Source organism: Kribbella sp. VKM Ac-2569 (genome assembly GCF_004216905.1).
In the GTDB taxonomy this organism is placed as follows: domain Bacteria; phylum Actinomycetota; class Actinomycetes; order Propionibacteriales; family Kribbellaceae; genus Kribbella.
Window position 1 is genome coordinate 1701902 of the sequence record NZ_SGXJ01000001.1, and the last position, 15742, is coordinate 1717643.

The window sequence follows — 15742 nt, forward strand, 5'->3', positions numbered from 1 at the left end:
CTGCTGTCCTGAACCCTGGGGACCTTCTTGGGGGGAAGCACAGATGAGTCTTTGGGATGACACGCCTGCGTCCTTGAAGAACGGTGGCGGGCTCGATGCGCTCAAGCCGGTGCTGGACAGCGTGGACACACCGACCGAGGAGGAACGCGTCGAGGACGACGGGTTCAGCTGGCGGGTGTGGAAGACGACCGTGGGTGGCGATCTGCCGCTCAGTCTCGATCCGGCGACGGGGTCGTTCGACCGAAGTTCGGGAGCGGTGAACAGCACCGGCACGCTGCTCACGTTTCCCGATCCGCGGGTCGGGGTCGAGTTCGCGCTCCGGCTGGACGCGCCGGGTGGTGATCCGGACGGGACCGTCCGGCTCGTTGCCGACACTCCGCAGGCGATCGCGCGGTTGCCGTTCCTGCGCGGTGCGAGGCTCGACGCGCAGGGACAACTGCGCGCCGATCCGGCCAACCCGGATGTCCGGTTCCACCTGCCTGCGTTGCGGGTGCGGCTGTTGCGGCCGGTCGGGCAGGGTCTCGAAGTCAAGCTGCTGAGCAGTACGGTCAGTGGTCATCCTCCGCAGGATCAGATCTTCGACTTCATCCGGATGGAGCCGGCCCATGCGTTGATCGGTCCCGGGGAGGTGGTCGGGTTCGCCTTCCGCAGCGCCACCCTGGATCTGACCGGTGAAGCCGGCCCGTCCGGAGTGCCGGCGAATGCGCGGACGCAGCCGACCGATTGGCAGGGGCTGTATCTGCCCGAGGTCAGGCTCTTCGTCGCGCCGACCGGGCTCGAAGGGCTGGCGGTCAGTGCCGGAGTACGGGATCTGTGGATCGGGATCGGTCAGCACGCGGGGGTGACCGGGCTGTTCGAGGCCGAGGTGGTGAACCGCGGCCAGTCGCCGACGGCCCGGCTCGCGTTCCAGGGTCCGGCCGGTGAGTGGTACCCGGTGCCGGACACCGACCCGATACCGAATCCGGTCGACCTGCCCGACAGCGCAACGCTGTACATCACGGCCGGCGGCGGACTCGCGCCGTACACGTATCGCGTCACCGTCAACGGCGGCGATCCCACCACCCTCGACCGCCGGACGATCCTGCTCCCGGCCGCCGGAACCATGGCGCTGGAGATCAAGGTCACCGATGCCGGCCTGCACGAGCTGATCAGGAACATCTCCGTCCGCAAGGCGACCGCAACGCCGGTTACTCCGCCTCCCCCGCCAGGTGGCGAAGTCGTACCGCGAACTGTCACCAGCACCGGCCATCGCGTGGTCGTCACCAGTCAGACCGACAGCAACGCAACGGTCCGACTCGATCCGGACGACGGCGGCGACATCGCCTGGTCGTGGCCCGGCGGCTCCGCCAACGGTGACACCGCCGAGATCCCGGTGGCAGCCGGCGCGACCGTGACCGTGACGGCAACCAGGACAGTCACCCCCGCGGCAGTGGCCGAGTTCAGCGCCTACACGTTGTTCAACCACCCGTCGACGACCGAGTTCCCCACCGGCACCAGCACCAACTGGACCACCGTCGCGGACAACATCCGCACCTCCCCCGCAACGTCACGCCAGGAATGGGGTGCCGCGCAGCCCTTCCTCGGCACGGACTCGCGGGCCCGGCTGGAACAGATCCCGAAGTCCACGCCGCTGGTCGTCGAGGGCTTCGCGTCGTTCGAGGGCCACACCGACCCGGACGCCGTCACCCGGAACCTCGAACTCAGTAGGCGGCGTCGGGATGCGTTGATCCAACTGCTGACCACGGAACTGCAGTTCACCGCCGTGACTCCCGGCACCGCACACGGTCAGGGGACCGCGGCAGGTAGCACGACGCCACCGCCCGGCTCGCCGCAGTGGTGGCGGGCGACAGCAAAACCGACACTGGCGGCACCAACCACCGAAACCGTCACCGCGGACCTGACTCGCCCAGCGGCCGCGACCATCACGGAAGTCGACCCCGAGCCACCGCGCCAACTGGTCCCCGACTGCTTCCGCAAGATCGGCGTCCGGGTCGAACTGATCCGCGGCACCTTCGTGCGCGCCGAGATTTACGGCGAGTTCGACGTCCGGACCGCGGCCGAAGCGCGCCTGGACGAGCACACGGACGAGGAACTCCCGGCCAGGACCAATCCGAGCGACGGCATCTGCACCTTCCTGGTCCGGCTCAAGGTCGCCGAGGACCGCTCGTCCTGGGAGACCAGTGCCGAGTTCCGCGCCGTCGAAGGCGATCTCGACGGCCTCGCCAAGGTCGAGCGAGCGTCCGCGGGCTCGAACACCGCGCTCAACATCCTCGGTGCGGTCTCCGCCCTCTCCCCGCTCCTGGCCGCTGTCACGCCGCCGAGTCCGACAGCAGGCGAACTGGTTCCGCTCGTCGTCCTCGGCAGCGCCGCGGTCGGGCTGGGTGCCGGCGGCCAGATCCAGACCCAGTACGTCGTCCTGCGCGGCGGGCAGCTCGTGGTCAGCGACGGACTCGTGAACCCGGCCACCGGCAGCGGCCCGACCACCACCCAGATCAGCGTGCTGCTCGATCTCGAGACCGCGTTCTCGTTCGACCTCGGCTTCATCAAGGTCGATCCGCAGAAGCCGATCGTGACCCGCTACCAAGCGGTCGGCATCAGAAGCACGTGGGACACGGAGGACAACGGCGACGGGACGGTCGAGTATGTGCCGCTGCCCGTGTTCGACCCGAGCCGCGGCTACACGCTCGACGTACCGGCCGGATCCTTGATGGCCGCGCCGCCGTTGGATTCGTTGCTCCGGGTGCTCGGCGTTCGCGCGAGCCGGCTCAATCCGACCTACCTGGAAGTGGAAGTCGGCCTCGGAGTCGATCTCGGCATCGTCACCGTCGACACGGTTCGGGTCCGGCTCCGGCTCGACGCCTTCGAGGCGCCGCAACTCACCAAGCTCGGCGCCACTCTGGACATCCCCGGCGCGATTCACGGCACCGGCTACCTGGAGATCACCGATCTCGGGTTCAAGGGCGCCTTCGATCTGACCTTCCCGTCGATCGGCCTGCGCGCGAGTGCCACGCTCGCACTGGAGAGCCGGGCCGGCACGACCGGAGTACTGGTCGGTGCCGAGGTCGAGTTCCCGGTGCCGCTGCCGTTGGGCAACTCGGGGTTGGGGATCTTCGGCTTCCTGGGCGGGGTCGGGGTCAACTACCGCAGGCTCGAGCAGACCGGAGTACAGGCGCCTGCGTTGAAGTGGCTGGAGAATCAGCTCACGCCTGCCCGCGGGTTCAGCGTGATGCATCCGGCGGGGTGGGAGCTCAACCCCGGCAGCTTCGCGATCGCCGCGGGCATGATGCTCGGCACCGCCGAAGGTGGCTTCTTGATCCACCTCAAGGGGATCGTGCTGGTCGAGGTGCCCGGGCCGCGGCTGTTGCTGGTGATGAAGGCCGACGTACTGAAGATGCCGCCGGTCCTGAAGGCGCAGAGCAGTGCCACCTTCCTGGCCGTGCTCGACCTCGACTTCGGCCGCGGCACGATCACGATCGGCATCGTCGCGGAGTACAGCATTCTCAAGCTGCTGAAGATCCGCGTCCCGGTGACCGCGTTCTTCCATCTGTCGCAGGCGCAGAACTGGTTCATCGATCTCGGCAGCTACACCGATCCGGTGACGGTCTCGATCCTCGACGTCTTCCGCGGCACCGGCTATCTGATGATCCACGGCGACGGCACCACGCTCGCCAATCCGAAGCTGCCGATCACCACCAACGGTCTGGCGATCGCGGTCGGCTTCCACCTGCAGTGCGTGCTGATGGGCAGCAAGTCCGTCGGCCTGTACTTCGAGGTCGCGGCCGGGTTCGACGCGCTGATCTCGTTCGAGCCTTTCGGTCTGGGCGGGATGATCTACGCCCGGGGCGAGCTGCGGCTGTGGATCGTCGGCATCTCGGCGCGGGCCGAACTGACCGTGCTGGTCGGCCGCCGCGGCAACACCGACACGACCAGCATCACCGGCCGGGTCTGCGGCAAGGTCGACTTCTTCTTCTTCAGCGTCGAGGGCTGCATCAAGCTCGAGATCGGCGGCGGCCCACCGGACCCGGCCGATCCTCCGGAGCTGATCGGCGGGGTGAAACTGGTCAGCCGCTCCCCCGCCCTCGTCGAGGGCAGTGCGACCGATCGGGCCGTCGACGGCGCGCTGGGTGACGCAGCAGCTCAGTCCGGCGACCCGATACCGACCGTTCCGCTGGATGCGGTTCCGGTCGTCCTGTTCAAGACCCCGCCGAGTGTTCTGCCCGGCAACGTCGTACTTGGTGGTGAAGCCCGCGGCACGTCCGGCGCCGGAGCCGACCCGTGGGTGCGCCGAGGCGACAACTGGTGGCGTTTCCAGCTCACCAGCGTCGAGTTGATCGGCGACCTTCAGCCGGATCCGCCCGCAGGCAAGACACCCGCGACCTGGTGGGCCCGCAACGCGCCCGGCCAGTCCCAACTCGGCCCGGCGCTCGCGTTGTTGAGCTGGTTGCCGACGCCCGCACCACGAGCCGTCCCGTACGGCGAAAGCCTCACCACCACGGTCAACGAACAATGGGGACACATCTGCAGCGACCCCGCCCGCCCGGCGCCGGTCGTGTGGACCTTCGACAGCAAGCCGACCGGACCGAGCCCGGCCGGCTGGCGCCTGACCGGCATTCCCTGGCCGGACCAACCGGGCGACTTCCGCAGTACGCCGGTCGACGCCAAGCTCGACGTCACCGAGACCTGGCGGACCCACAATCCTCTCGCCGATCTCTTGCAGGGCACGGATCCTGCGGTCGTCGTCGGCGACTCGGTGCCGTGTCCGACCGGCCACATCGATCACGTCGACTCGATCCAGGTCTGGCAGAGCGGCAACCCGCTGACCTTCAGCAACGCGGCGCTGCCGATGAACGGCGAGGCTCTGCAGGAGGTCGTGGACCTGCTCGCCACCGGTACCTCGCTGGCCGACCTCGGTGCGGCGTGGGCCGAAACGGCTTGGGACAAAGGGCTTTCCGACCAGCCACTGGGATGCCAGGGCCGGATCCTGCGTTCACCGTCGGGCGACGAACCCGACCCGGCGCCGTACGGGACCGAGGAGGAACGCGAGCTGGTCAAGAAGATCTGGGAGGAGACCGGGTTCAAGCCGTCGGACTTCGGCAACACCGTGCGGCTCTCGGTGGACGGCGGTCTCGAAGCGCTCGAACTCCTCCTGCTGGTGTCCGAGCGGATGCTCAACGAGGGCCTGATCATCACCTGCCGCAAGAGCGACGGCTCGGTCGTCGCGCAGCAGCCGGTCACCCCGGATAGCATGGTGACCTCGACCAACCCGCTGCCAGGCGAGTGGACCGACCCCGCCGGCCCCTGGGCCGACCCGATCGAACGCGCCGGGCGGATCGCGGCCCGGGTCGTCGCCGAAGAACGCGACCTGCTGCTCTGCCGCGTTGTCGTCGATGTACCGGGCAGCGTTGCCGTGGTGGAGCTCGGCGCCGATCGCCACGAGAGGTTCCTCGCCGGTACGCCGTACTGGCTGATCGCCGCGGCCGGGATCACCACCGCCGAGCGGTGGCGTTTCGACTACGACACCCAGGTCATCACCACCGACCGCGATCTGCTCGAATCCACCCTGACCCAGGACCCGACCGACGTCGCCTTGCTCGTGCCGTCGCAGTCGTACACGGTCAGGGTGAAGTACCGCGCCCAGTCCGTGGCCGGTGCGAACAAGCCGTCGCCCACCGAGCCGGAGAACTGGGGCGGTGAGGAGACCCGGGACTTCCGGTTCGCGGCCGACGGGCCGGACGAGGTACCTCGTGATCTCGGGCCGTGGTTGCTGGCCACCGCGCCCGCGATGAACGAGACCGGCATCTTCTGCGCCGAGCCGATCCGGATCGCGCTCGCCACCCAGAACGTGACCGCCCTCTTCGACGCGTACGGTGAGGAACTGCGCGTCCACGTGCAGGCCTCGTCCGGCTTCCATCCCGAACCACCAGGTGGCGGCCTCTCACTCACCCTGCCCTATCAACTGACCGGCCAGGGTGGGGTGATGGGTGCCCTGACACCAGACCTAGGCCAGGTCATGAACCCCTGGCAGCAGGCGGTGACAGAACTGCTCGACGAGCTGCCGTGCACCGACAGCAGTGGCAGCAGCACCCACGGCACGATCCTGACGCTGCCCTACGACCTGCAGCCGCTCACCGACTACCTGGTCGACATCGAAGCCGTACCGAAGGGGGCACCTGACAACGCCCACGGCAGGCGCATCTACCGGGTCGGCTTCACCACCTCTCGCTTCGGCACGGTCGGCGACCTGGCGAAGCTCATCCGGCTCGGAACCCGCGCGCACCGACATGTGCCGACTCCGGCCGCGCTGTCCGCACTACCTCTGACCCCGGCCGGCGACGTACTGGACACGGTCTACCAGTCCGCCGGGCTCGCCGTCCCGCAAGTACCTCGCTATCCCGCGGCCGAAGTGCTCTGGTCCGGTGAGGCCGTACCGCAGCCGGTCGCGGTCGTCGTGGAATGCAGCGAGGCGATGTGGCGCTCGCGGCCGATGCCTACCGTCGTCGAGGGGCCACCCGACCCATCAGCCGGGCCGGGTCACAAGTGGTGGGCCGCGGTCGAGGGTGACTGGCTCTCGCTCGAGCCGAGCACCGCAGCGGTCGCGGCCGGCGATCTACCAAGAGCCGGCATCACCAAACTCGTGAAAGGACCAGGCGGCACCCGAGCCGTCGTCCTGCTCGCCCCAGGCTCCCGCGGCTCCGAGCTGCGCCTGGATCTTGTACTCGCCGGTGACGCACTCGCCGGTACTCCGGAACAGCGGGCCGAGGCCTTGCGCATCGCCCTGCACCGGGCGCCTTGGGAGGTGGAGGACTGATGGCTCGTCGAATCGCCTGGCCCTACTGGTTCCGCGCCGAAGCAGCCAAGATCCCGTGGCCCGTCATTGCCGAGCAGCACCTGCAGCAGGTTCGTCAGCACCACGTCGTGATCGACGACCGGCTGCTGGAGCACCTGAAGACGATCCGGGAGAAGCGGCCCACCGAGATCCAGGTGCGCTGGATCTGCGCCAAGGAACTCGGCGTTCCGTCCGAGCCGTTCGTCGTCTGGCAGCGGTCGCGACGGGACCAGCCCGAACGCGCCGACTTCACCCAACTCCCGGTCAAGGGCGGCCTGGGACTGAACTGGAGCAGAGTTGCCTCGTACGTCGAAGTCGAGTGCGACCCGATCGACCCGGCTCGCCCTGTCGGGCTACTGGTCACCCGCGGTGCTCTGGGGCTCGAGGCCACCGTCGGAGCCGCCGCCGTCACCAGTGCCGGCGGTGCTCGCGTGCGGCTCGTCGTCCGATGCCCGGGTGGCACGAGAGCGCTGCTGGTCAACGGACACAGCCCGGACCTCCGGATCGAGCTACTCCAGCAGGTGCTCGACGACGACGAGTGGACGCCGCTCGAACGCGTGGGCCTGCCAGTGGACTCCCCCTGGCCCGGTACGTCGTACGACGTCGGACCGCAGGGTTTCTTCGACAATCCGGTGGACCCGGTCGAGGCAGCCCTGCAGCGACTCAAGCGCGGCGGTCCCCCGGTCGGCTGGTACCCGGTCACCGCCACCAGCCGTACTGCGCCGCTCTGGGCGCCACCGGACTACGGCATGCTGCTCAAGGAGATCCGCAACGAGACCCTGCCCCGGATCGAGCGGATCTACCGCCCGGCCCTTCCGCCGTACGAGCAGCAGAACGTGCTCGACACCGGACCGGTCGACGGTCCGAGTGGGTCTTCCTTGACCGCGACTGCCGAGCTTCCGGTGCTCTCACTGCTGACCCTGCCCGCGAGTGCGGACCCGTTCCTGGCCCTGGGACTCGGCTTCGGGACCAGCTACCTGGAGGAACGTCAGCACGACCAGCCGGGCGTGGGTGGTGACGACCTGATGGTCACCGCCGAGTACTCGGACACGCCCAACGGGATGGGTTCCACCACGATGGCGGCGTACCTGCCGACCTTCCCGCAGCACGTGAACACCGCGACGCCGATCAACGTCGCGGCCGTCCGCGATGGGTTGGTGGCACCCGAAGTACCGGATCGACCGTGGCGCGAGACGGTGCGCATCTCATGGTTCCGGCCGCCGAGCACGGCCGCGCTCGGGCAAGGAACGGGCGGATCGCTGGCTCGCTTCGAGTCGCCTGCCGACACGACCGCCGAGTGCTTGCTGCCGCTGCGGCCCGCGGGCGACTTCCGGCCGCTGCTTCCGGTGCCTGACGGTCCGGAGGATCAGCCGGAGTTCCGCCGGACGAGCATCGTCGACGCCGCCGCCGAGATACCGCTCGGGAGCGGCGGGCGCAGTCCGGGCTATCCGGTCGCGGTTCAGGACGTCTTCGGCGTTTGGTCGAAGTGGGAGGACGCGCTGTATGCCGGCGGCGAACCTGCTCCGCCGCGGCCGCGCATCATCGCGATGGCGCTCAACTCCACCTTCACCGGTTCGACCTCGTGCCCCGCGACGCTCGAGGTCGAGCTCGCGGTGGGCTGGGAAGACCGTACGCCGGTCGCCGTCGACCTGCGCGTCGTGATGTTCCCGATGGCGTCGTCGACCAGTCCTCCACCGTCGGGTGTCACGCCGTTCGATCCCGCACCCGCTGGTTGCTTTCGGCGGGATGTGGCGCTGAGCTTTGCGGGTCACGAGTTGCAGGGCGGCGCCGGAGTACAGGTCGAGCATCTGGACTCGGCCGGTGAGAACGTCGTACCGGCTGGGCCTGCACAGGGCGAAGAAGGCCGTCGGTACAAGGTGCGGATCTCTGTGCCCGTCCTGGACTTCGGAGTGACCGCGCGCTGGGGTGCGGCCTTGTGGACGCGGTCCCACCTGCTGATCGGCGTCACGTCCGGCCTGACGCCGGCTGCGGCAAGTCCTGCGCTGACAAGCGCGGCGACGCCCGTGCCGGTCGCGCCGATTCCGCCGCCGCTGCCGCCCGGTGTCCCGATGGGAAGCGCACCCGACGCGCAAGGCTGCTCGCACGCGCGCGTGCAGTGGTCCGTGCCCGCCGGCGCGCAACTCCAAGCAGACAAGGGAATCATCGTCTGGGAGATCGCCGAGACAGCCCTTCGTCAATCCGTCGGGCTACCGGCCCGAGCGGCCGAAGGCACGCTGCCCGGCGTACGGCTGCAACAGCTCTGGGACTCGTACGACGCCCTCCCGGCCGACCGCCGCCGGTCGATCTTCCGGCGTCTGATGGTGCTGCCCGGGTCGGCTCGCGAAGCGGACGTCACCCTGCCCAAGGGATCGACGGACATCCACCTGTTCACCGTGACCACGCTGTCCACGTCAGGCATCGAGTCGGCCTGGCCCGGCGGCGCGCCCGCTCACGCAAGCCTGCAGGCCGTCGCGGCACCGCGACTGCGTCGTCCCGCGGCACCTGTCGTCAGTTCGGTCATCGGAGTCGCGGGCACCGTCGCCCTGACCATGACCTCGGCGAGCCGAGTGCCGGTCCGCGAGTTCCGGCTGTTCCGGACGCGGTCCGAGGTCGCCGCGCGATCCTTCGAGTCGATGAGCCCAGCGTTCGCTGTCGTACCGGCTGTTCCGCCTGGCGCAGGGCAGCCACCCGACCCGGTCACCGGCGAGTTGACCTACACGGCCAACTGGACGGGTGCGTTCGGTCCGTCGTGGGACGACTGGTTCGTGCGGGCGGTCGCAGTACCGGTTGATGCCGTGCCGGTCGCGGCTGTGCGTGGTCTGCCGTCGACTGCCTGCGAACCAGTGGTCGTGACAGTCCTTCCAGGAACGGCGCCCGACCTGGCTCCGCTCGTCGCCACGCCGATCGGCACGGGCGAACTGATCCTGGTGACGACGTCGACCTCGGCACCTCCCCGAGAGGTTGCTCTGGGGAACCACCGCATCTCGGTCGAGGTACAGGGCGCTGCCGGGGTGGTCGACGTCGATCCGCTCCCACTTCAAGAGGTAGCGGAAGGGCCGGTCTCCGGACCGTCGCCGGCCAACGCCGACCCAGGTGCAGCCGCAGTCCGCGGACCGCGAGCGGCCGGCCGAACGCCACTCGGCGTATGGCTCACCCGGCCCGACAGCGGCCAGCCGGTCGACGTCTTCGTCCGGCTGGTCGATCCGCTCGGCCGGCTCGCCGAACAGCAAGTCACCGTACCGGCGTTCGTTGCCGAACCGCCCAGTCTCGATCTCATCGACATCTTCACGATCGTCGGCCGCGGTGTGGTGGCACGGCTCCGCTCGGATGCCGATGTCGCAGCTCAACCCCCTTACGTTCTTGGGGTTCAAGCCCAGCGGACCCGCCGTCCGTTCCCGATCGGTCCGCTACCACCACCGGTCCGGGCTCGCTTCGAGCTCGACGACATCCCGACCCGCCCGGGCCCCTTCCCGAGCGCCGATCCCATCCAAGCCGTCCGAGTGACCGACGACCCGCCGCACGAGTACCAGATCCTCATCCGGCTGACACCCCCGATGGTCGTCACCTTCGTACTGCGCGCCCCCAACGGCGCCCAGACCCAAGTAGTCGCCGAGGTGACCGCCTAAATCTTGCATCTGTTTTGTTAGTCGGCTAAGTTTTCTGATTAGCCGACTAACAATGTATGCAGGAGGACGGGTCATGGACCTGGGTTTGAAGGATGCCGCGGTGCTGGTGACGGGTGGGTCGTCGGGGATCGGGCGGGCGACCGCGATCGCGTACGGGCGGGAAGGTGCCCGGGTCGCGATCACCTACAACTCCCAGAAGGACGCGGCCGAGGCGGTCGCGGAGGAGATCGACGCGGCCGGCGGTACGGCGTACGTCGTCCAGCTGGACCTCGGTGCGCCCGAGACGATCGCGGCCGCCGTCGCGTCGACGGTCGAGCATTGGGGCGGGCTGGACGCCGTGGTCGCGAACGCGGTCAGCTGGGGAACTCTCGGGTACGACGACCGACCGGAGCGGATTGAGGACTCCCGGGTCGAGTGGTGGACCGAGATCATCCGCGCCAACCTCGAGGGCAACTTCCACCTTGTCCAGCAGGTCGCGCCGGCACTCCGCGCCTCCGAACACGGGCGGCTGGTGCTGATCTCGACGGACATCGCCGAGCGCGGCATGCGCGGCACCTGGGCGTACGGCGCAGCGAAGGCAGGACTGCACGGCCTGGCGGCGAGCCTGCAGCACGATCTCGGCGCGGACGGCGTACTGGTCAACGTCGTACTCCCGGGCATCACGCTGGAGAACGGGGCGCACCGGGTCATCCCCCGCCAGGCGCTGGACCGGATCGCGGCCGGATTCACCGCCCGGCACCTGCCGGACGCGTCCGAGCTCGCCGACGCGATCCTGTTCCTGACCTCGCCTCGGACCAAGGCGATCCAGGGCCAGCTGCTGCACGTGACCGGCGGCGATCTGATCCCTGCGTAATGCAGCCTTGACGGCGTCGGCGCTTGTACGGTGGGCTCAGAAGCACTCCGGAAAGGAGCGTCGCGATGGCCCGGGCACTGATCGTGGTTGATGTGCAGAACGACTTCTGCGAGGGCGGCAGCCTGGCCGTCGCCGGTGGCGCCGACGTCGCGTTCCGGATCGGCGAGCTACTGCACAAATGGCACGAGGCCGAGCCGGACGAGCGGCAGTACGCGTACGTCGTGGCCACCCGGGACCACCACATCGACCCGGGTGACCACTTCTCCAAGGAACCCGACTTCGTGCACTCCTGGCCGCGGCACTGCGTGGCCGGCACCGACGGCGTCAGCTTCCACCCGAACCTGGACCCGCAGCCGTTCGACGCGATCTTCGACAAGGGCGAGTACGCGGCCGCGTACTCCGGCTTCGAGGGCAAGTCGCACGAGGGCGGTCACACGCTCGCCGACTGGTTACGCGGTAAGGGCGTCACCGACGTCGACGTCTGCGGTATCGCGACCGACTACTGCGTCCGCGCGACCGCCCTCGACGCCCGCCAGGAAGGCTTCGGTACGACGGTTCTCACCGGCCTGACCGCAGGCGTCGCCGAGGCCAGCACCGACCAGGCCCTGACCGACCTCCGCAACGCAGGCGTAGCTCTCACCTGACCGCTTCGCGCTGAGGGGAAGCGTCCTGTTACAGGGCGACGTAGGGCTGCTCGGCTCCGTCGCGCTTGGTGTGGGTTGTCCAGTAGTGCTGAGCGATGGTGTCGGGCTGGGTTTCGGGCCCGCCGGCGCCGATCCAGGCGAAGAGCGGGACGTGCGCGACGTACACGCCGGTGTCCGCGGTCGCCTGGTGCAGCTTCAACGCGTAGCTGCGCAGCGCACCGCTGCCGATGGTGGTCGTGGTGAACTCGGCGGGCCCGGCCAGCGGGTCCTTGGAAGTGCCGCCGGTGGTGTAGAGGATGGTGCCGCTGCCGCGCTTGATCATGGTGGGCAGCACCTGCTCGGTGGCCGCGATCCCGCCGTAGAGGTAGTAGTCGATCTGCGGCTGGATGTTGGCTCTGCTCGCCTCCAGCGGGCCTGGGTTGCTCAGGCCGGGGACGTGGCTGTGCGGGGCAGGCGAGTACTCGAGGACGTCTACGTCTCCGAAGCGCTCCTTGATCCGGTCGAAGGCGACGGCGACCGACGCCGGGTCCATGACGTCGGCAGCGAAGCCGGCAGCCTCGATCCCGGCCTCCTTCAGCTCAGCGGCGAGGGTGTCGAGTTTCTCCTGGGTGCGCGCGACAAGCGCGACGGAGAATCCGTTGTCCCCGAAGGCCTTGGCGATGGACAGGCCGAGGCCGGATCCGGCTCCGACGATGGCGATGGTGGGCACGGTGAGTTTCCTTTCGGTGATGAATGGGACTGCTACTTACTGGTCGTGTGGTAACAGACTGAGAGGTCTGTATTGTGGTGAGATGGCGACACCGACGAGGATCAGCGGGCCGTGTCAGGCATGGCCCGAAGACAGCGCGTTCATCCGCGAGGTGCTCGACCGGATCGGCGACAAGTGGACCGTGCTGATCATCAGCACGCTCGGCGGAGGGCGGCTGCGCTACTCCGAACTACTGGCGAGCATTCCCGGGATCTCGCAGCGGATGCTGACCCAGACACTCAAGAACCTCGAGCGTGACGGTCTGATCACGCGGACCGCGTACGCCGAGGTCCCGCCGCGAGTGGAGTACGAGCTGACGGATCTCGGTCGATCCCTGATGAATGCGGTGATGGCGATGGCCGGCTGGGCCGCCACCCACCACAGCGAGATCGCCACCAACCGTGCGGCCAGCGAACTCACAGGAGTAGGCCGCGGCAAGACCCCGGTCAACAACCATCTTCCTCACCTCACTAGTAGTGCGTAACACCATCATGAGTGAGTAAGAGAGGGCTTACAAAAGGCACTTTGAAGTGCGTACAGCGGCGCGCAGTTCTCTTATCTGACGGGGGCTCCTGGGCCGAGGGGGATGCCGAGGGCCCACCAGGCGAGGAAGAGGAGGGTCCAGGCGATCGTCATCGAGACGGCGAGCGGAACCGTGTACGACGCGAGTGTGCCGACGCCGGCGTCCTTGCGGTAGCGCTGCAGGAAGCCGAGTGCCATCACGAAGTACGGGCTCATCGGCGTGATCGCCGTCGACCCCGAGTCCGCGATTCGGAACAGCGCCTGCGTGGTCTCGGCCGGAACGCTCAGCAGCAGCATCATCGGCACCAGGATCGGCGCGGTCAGCGACCACATCGCGGAGCCGCTCGTCACCAGCACGTTGATCACCGTCAGCAGCGCGAGGATGCCGAGGAAGATCACCACCTTCGGCGCCCCGAGATCACCGAGCACCCGGGCCGATTCCGCGGACAGCAGGTCCCCGATGTTGCTCCAGTCGAAGTACGCGAGGAACTGCGCGATCGCGAAGAACAGCACCAGCACCGGCGCCATCTGCTTGATACCCTCGGCCATCAGCTTCGGTACGTCGGCCGCGCGCTCGATCGCCTTCACAGTCACGCCGTACGTGATGCCGACCAGGCCGAAGAGGACGGCGACCACCAGCGCGATGCCGTCCAGGAACGGCGAGTCGACGATGCTGCCGTCCTTGCCGCGCAACGGCGAGCCGTGCGGCAGCAGCATCGCGACGATCGCCGCGGCCGCGACCAGGAACACGATCCCGGCCCGGCGCAGACCCTTGCGCTCGGCAACCGACACGGCCAGCTGATCCGCGTCGTCACCAGGCGCGTCCGGGTCGGCGTCGAGGTCGGTCCGCTTGCTCAGCACCAACCGGGTGACCAGCGTGATCACCAGCGCGAGCAGGACCGACGACGCGATGTTGAAGAACCAGTTCGACAGCACCGAGACATGGGCGTTCGGGTCGATCGTCTTGGCGGCCGCGGTGGTGATGCCGGCGAAGATCGCGTCGTTCGGGGTCGGGATCGGGCTGGCGTCGTACCCGGAGGCGATCGCGGTGTACGCGACCACGATGCCGAGGATGGGCGACCGGCCGACCGCGCGGAACGCGAGCCCGCCGAGCGGCACCAGGATGATGTACGCCGCGGCCGACGCGACATGCGCCATCGTGCCGGCGAACGCGACCGCGAACACCACCATCGACTGCGGCACCCGGGACACACTGACCCGCATCAGCACCTGCAGGAACCCGGTCCGCTCGGCCAGCGCGACGCCCATGATCACGACCACGATCGTGGCCATCGGCGGGAACTCGGCGAAGTTCGAGATCGCCGTCGACACCGCCATCTGCAGGCCGTCACCGGACAGCAGGTTCTGGACGGCGACCTCCTTGCCGTCCTTCGGCGAGAGTACGGAGACGTCCAGCGCGGACAGGATCGCGCTCACCACGGCCAGGATCGCCGACAGGATCCAGAACAGCCAGAACGGGTGCGGCAGCGCGTTCCCGATCCGCTCGATGACGGCCATCGCCCTGACCAGGCGCGGCAGCTCCCTCGTGTCGGTCGCCGTACTCATAATGTATGCGCCTCGAAGAACGCGCCGATCAGCTCGTGCGCTTCGAACGTCTGCGTCACGTAGCCCGGGCCGGACGTCGCATCCGATCCCGGCCAGCTGTGTCCGCCGTCGGTGACCGCGACGTGCACGACGTCGGCCTTGCAGCCCTTGTAGGTGAACTTCAGTACGTCGTCACCGATCCGGCTCGTCTTCGGATCCGGGTCGCAGTGGTCGCGGACGGTCCAGTCCCGGACCCACGTCTGTACGTCGGGCAGGTCGCGCTGACCGTCACCGCCGTACGGGATCGTGGTGTCGCCGGTGCCGTGGATGTCGAGCACCGGGACCGGGCGGCTCGGCGCGCAGTGCGTGCCCTCGATGTAGAACGCGCCGGAGACCGGGGCGATCGCCGCGATCCGATCGGCGAGCCGGCAGGCGAGGATCCCGGTGAAGCCGGCGCCGTTGGACTTGCCGGTCGCGTAGACGGCGTCCGTGTCGACGCAGTACGACGCCTCCAGCCGGTCGAGCAGATCCTCGGTGAACTTCACGTCGTCGACGCCCTCGGCGGAGTACGGCGCGCCCTGCCAGGCCTGCTTGTTCTCGTCACCGATCACACCGTTGGGGTAGGCAACGATCGCGTCGAGCTTCGACAGGTCGGAGAACGCCTCGGTCTGCGCGCCGGTCTTGCCGCGGCCGTGGTACACAAGGATGAGTCGCTTGGCCTTGGAGCTCTGGTAGTTGTCCGGCACGTGCAGGCGATAGGTGCGCGTGAGACCGCCGCTGGTGACGGTGTAGTCGCCGCTCGGTGCGGCCTGCTTGCCGCAACCGGCACTGTTGGTGCCGGCCGCAGTTGCCGTGGGCAACGTGGTGGCGGCGGTCACCAGAGCCGCCGCTCCTAGCAGCGCACCGACTCGGCGGGCGGTACGACGGGGGATTTTGGGGCGTGCGAGGTTCATCAGGGGCCTCCTCGGGGGCATGCGG

Annotated in this window: 8 protein-coding genes; 5 read left to right on the forward strand and 3 right to left on the reverse strand. The window is 68.7% G+C overall.

The window, feature by feature from the left end:
* Positions 1 to 43 precede the first annotated feature (43 nt).
* From EV649_RS07980 to EV649_RS07995, 4 genes are all read left to right on the forward strand, one after another.
* Complete coding sequence (locus EV649_RS07980; protein ID WP_130381972.1) at positions 44 to 6808, forward strand: DUF6603 domain-containing protein; 6765 nt, start codon at positions 44 to 46, stop codon at positions 6806 to 6808.
* Positions 6808 to 10452, forward strand: coding sequence for a hypothetical protein (locus EV649_RS07985; protein ID WP_130381974.1), 3645 nt, complete (start codon positions 6808 to 6810; stop codon positions 10450 to 10452). The genes EV649_RS07980 and EV649_RS07985 overlap by 1 nt, the downstream gene beginning before the upstream one ends.
* A gap of 73 nt (positions 10453 to 10525) precedes the next feature.
* Complete coding sequence (locus EV649_RS07990) at positions 10526 to 11305, forward strand: SDR family NAD(P)-dependent oxidoreductase (protein WP_130381976.1); 780 nt, start codon at positions 10526 to 10528, stop codon at positions 11303 to 11305.
* A 65-nt stretch (positions 11306 to 11370) separates the two neighbouring features.
* Positions 11371 to 11949, forward strand: a complete 579-nt coding sequence (locus EV649_RS07995; protein ID WP_130381978.1) for a nicotinamidase — start codon at positions 11371 to 11373, stop codon at positions 11947 to 11949.
* Positions 11950 to 11977: 28 nt separating this feature from the next.
* Here the strand turns inward: EV649_RS07995 and EV649_RS08000 are convergent, their stop codons facing one another.
* Positions 11978 to 12658: an SDR family NAD(P)-dependent oxidoreductase gene (locus EV649_RS08000; protein ID WP_130381980.1), complete on the reverse strand. Its 681-nt coding sequence runs from the start codon at positions 12656 to 12658 to the stop codon at positions 11978 to 11980.
* Positions 12659 to 12740: 82 nt separating this feature from the next.
* Here EV649_RS08000 and EV649_RS08005 point away from each other — a divergent pair, with 82 nt between their 5' ends.
* Positions 12741 to 13181 (forward strand): helix-turn-helix domain-containing protein, encoded by a 441-nt coding sequence (locus EV649_RS08005; RefSeq protein ID WP_130381982.1) that lies wholly within the window; start codon positions 12741 to 12743, stop codon positions 13179 to 13181.
* 71 nt (positions 13182 to 13252) lie between these two features.
* Here EV649_RS08005 and EV649_RS08010 read toward each other — a convergent pair whose 3' ends face one another.
* Both EV649_RS08010 and EV649_RS08015 read right to left on the reverse strand, forming a co-directional pair.
* Entirely contained in the window at positions 13253 to 14785 is a 1533-nt protein-coding gene (locus EV649_RS08010) for an AbgT family transporter (RefSeq protein WP_130381983.1), read from the reverse strand.
* A complete protein-coding gene (locus tag EV649_RS08015) occupies positions 14782 to 15717 on the reverse strand; it encodes a prolyl oligopeptidase family serine peptidase (protein WP_130381985.1) in 936 nt (311 codons plus the stop codon). The genes EV649_RS08010 and EV649_RS08015 overlap by 4 nt, the downstream gene beginning before the upstream one ends.
* Positions 15718 to 15742 lie beyond the last annotated feature (25 nt).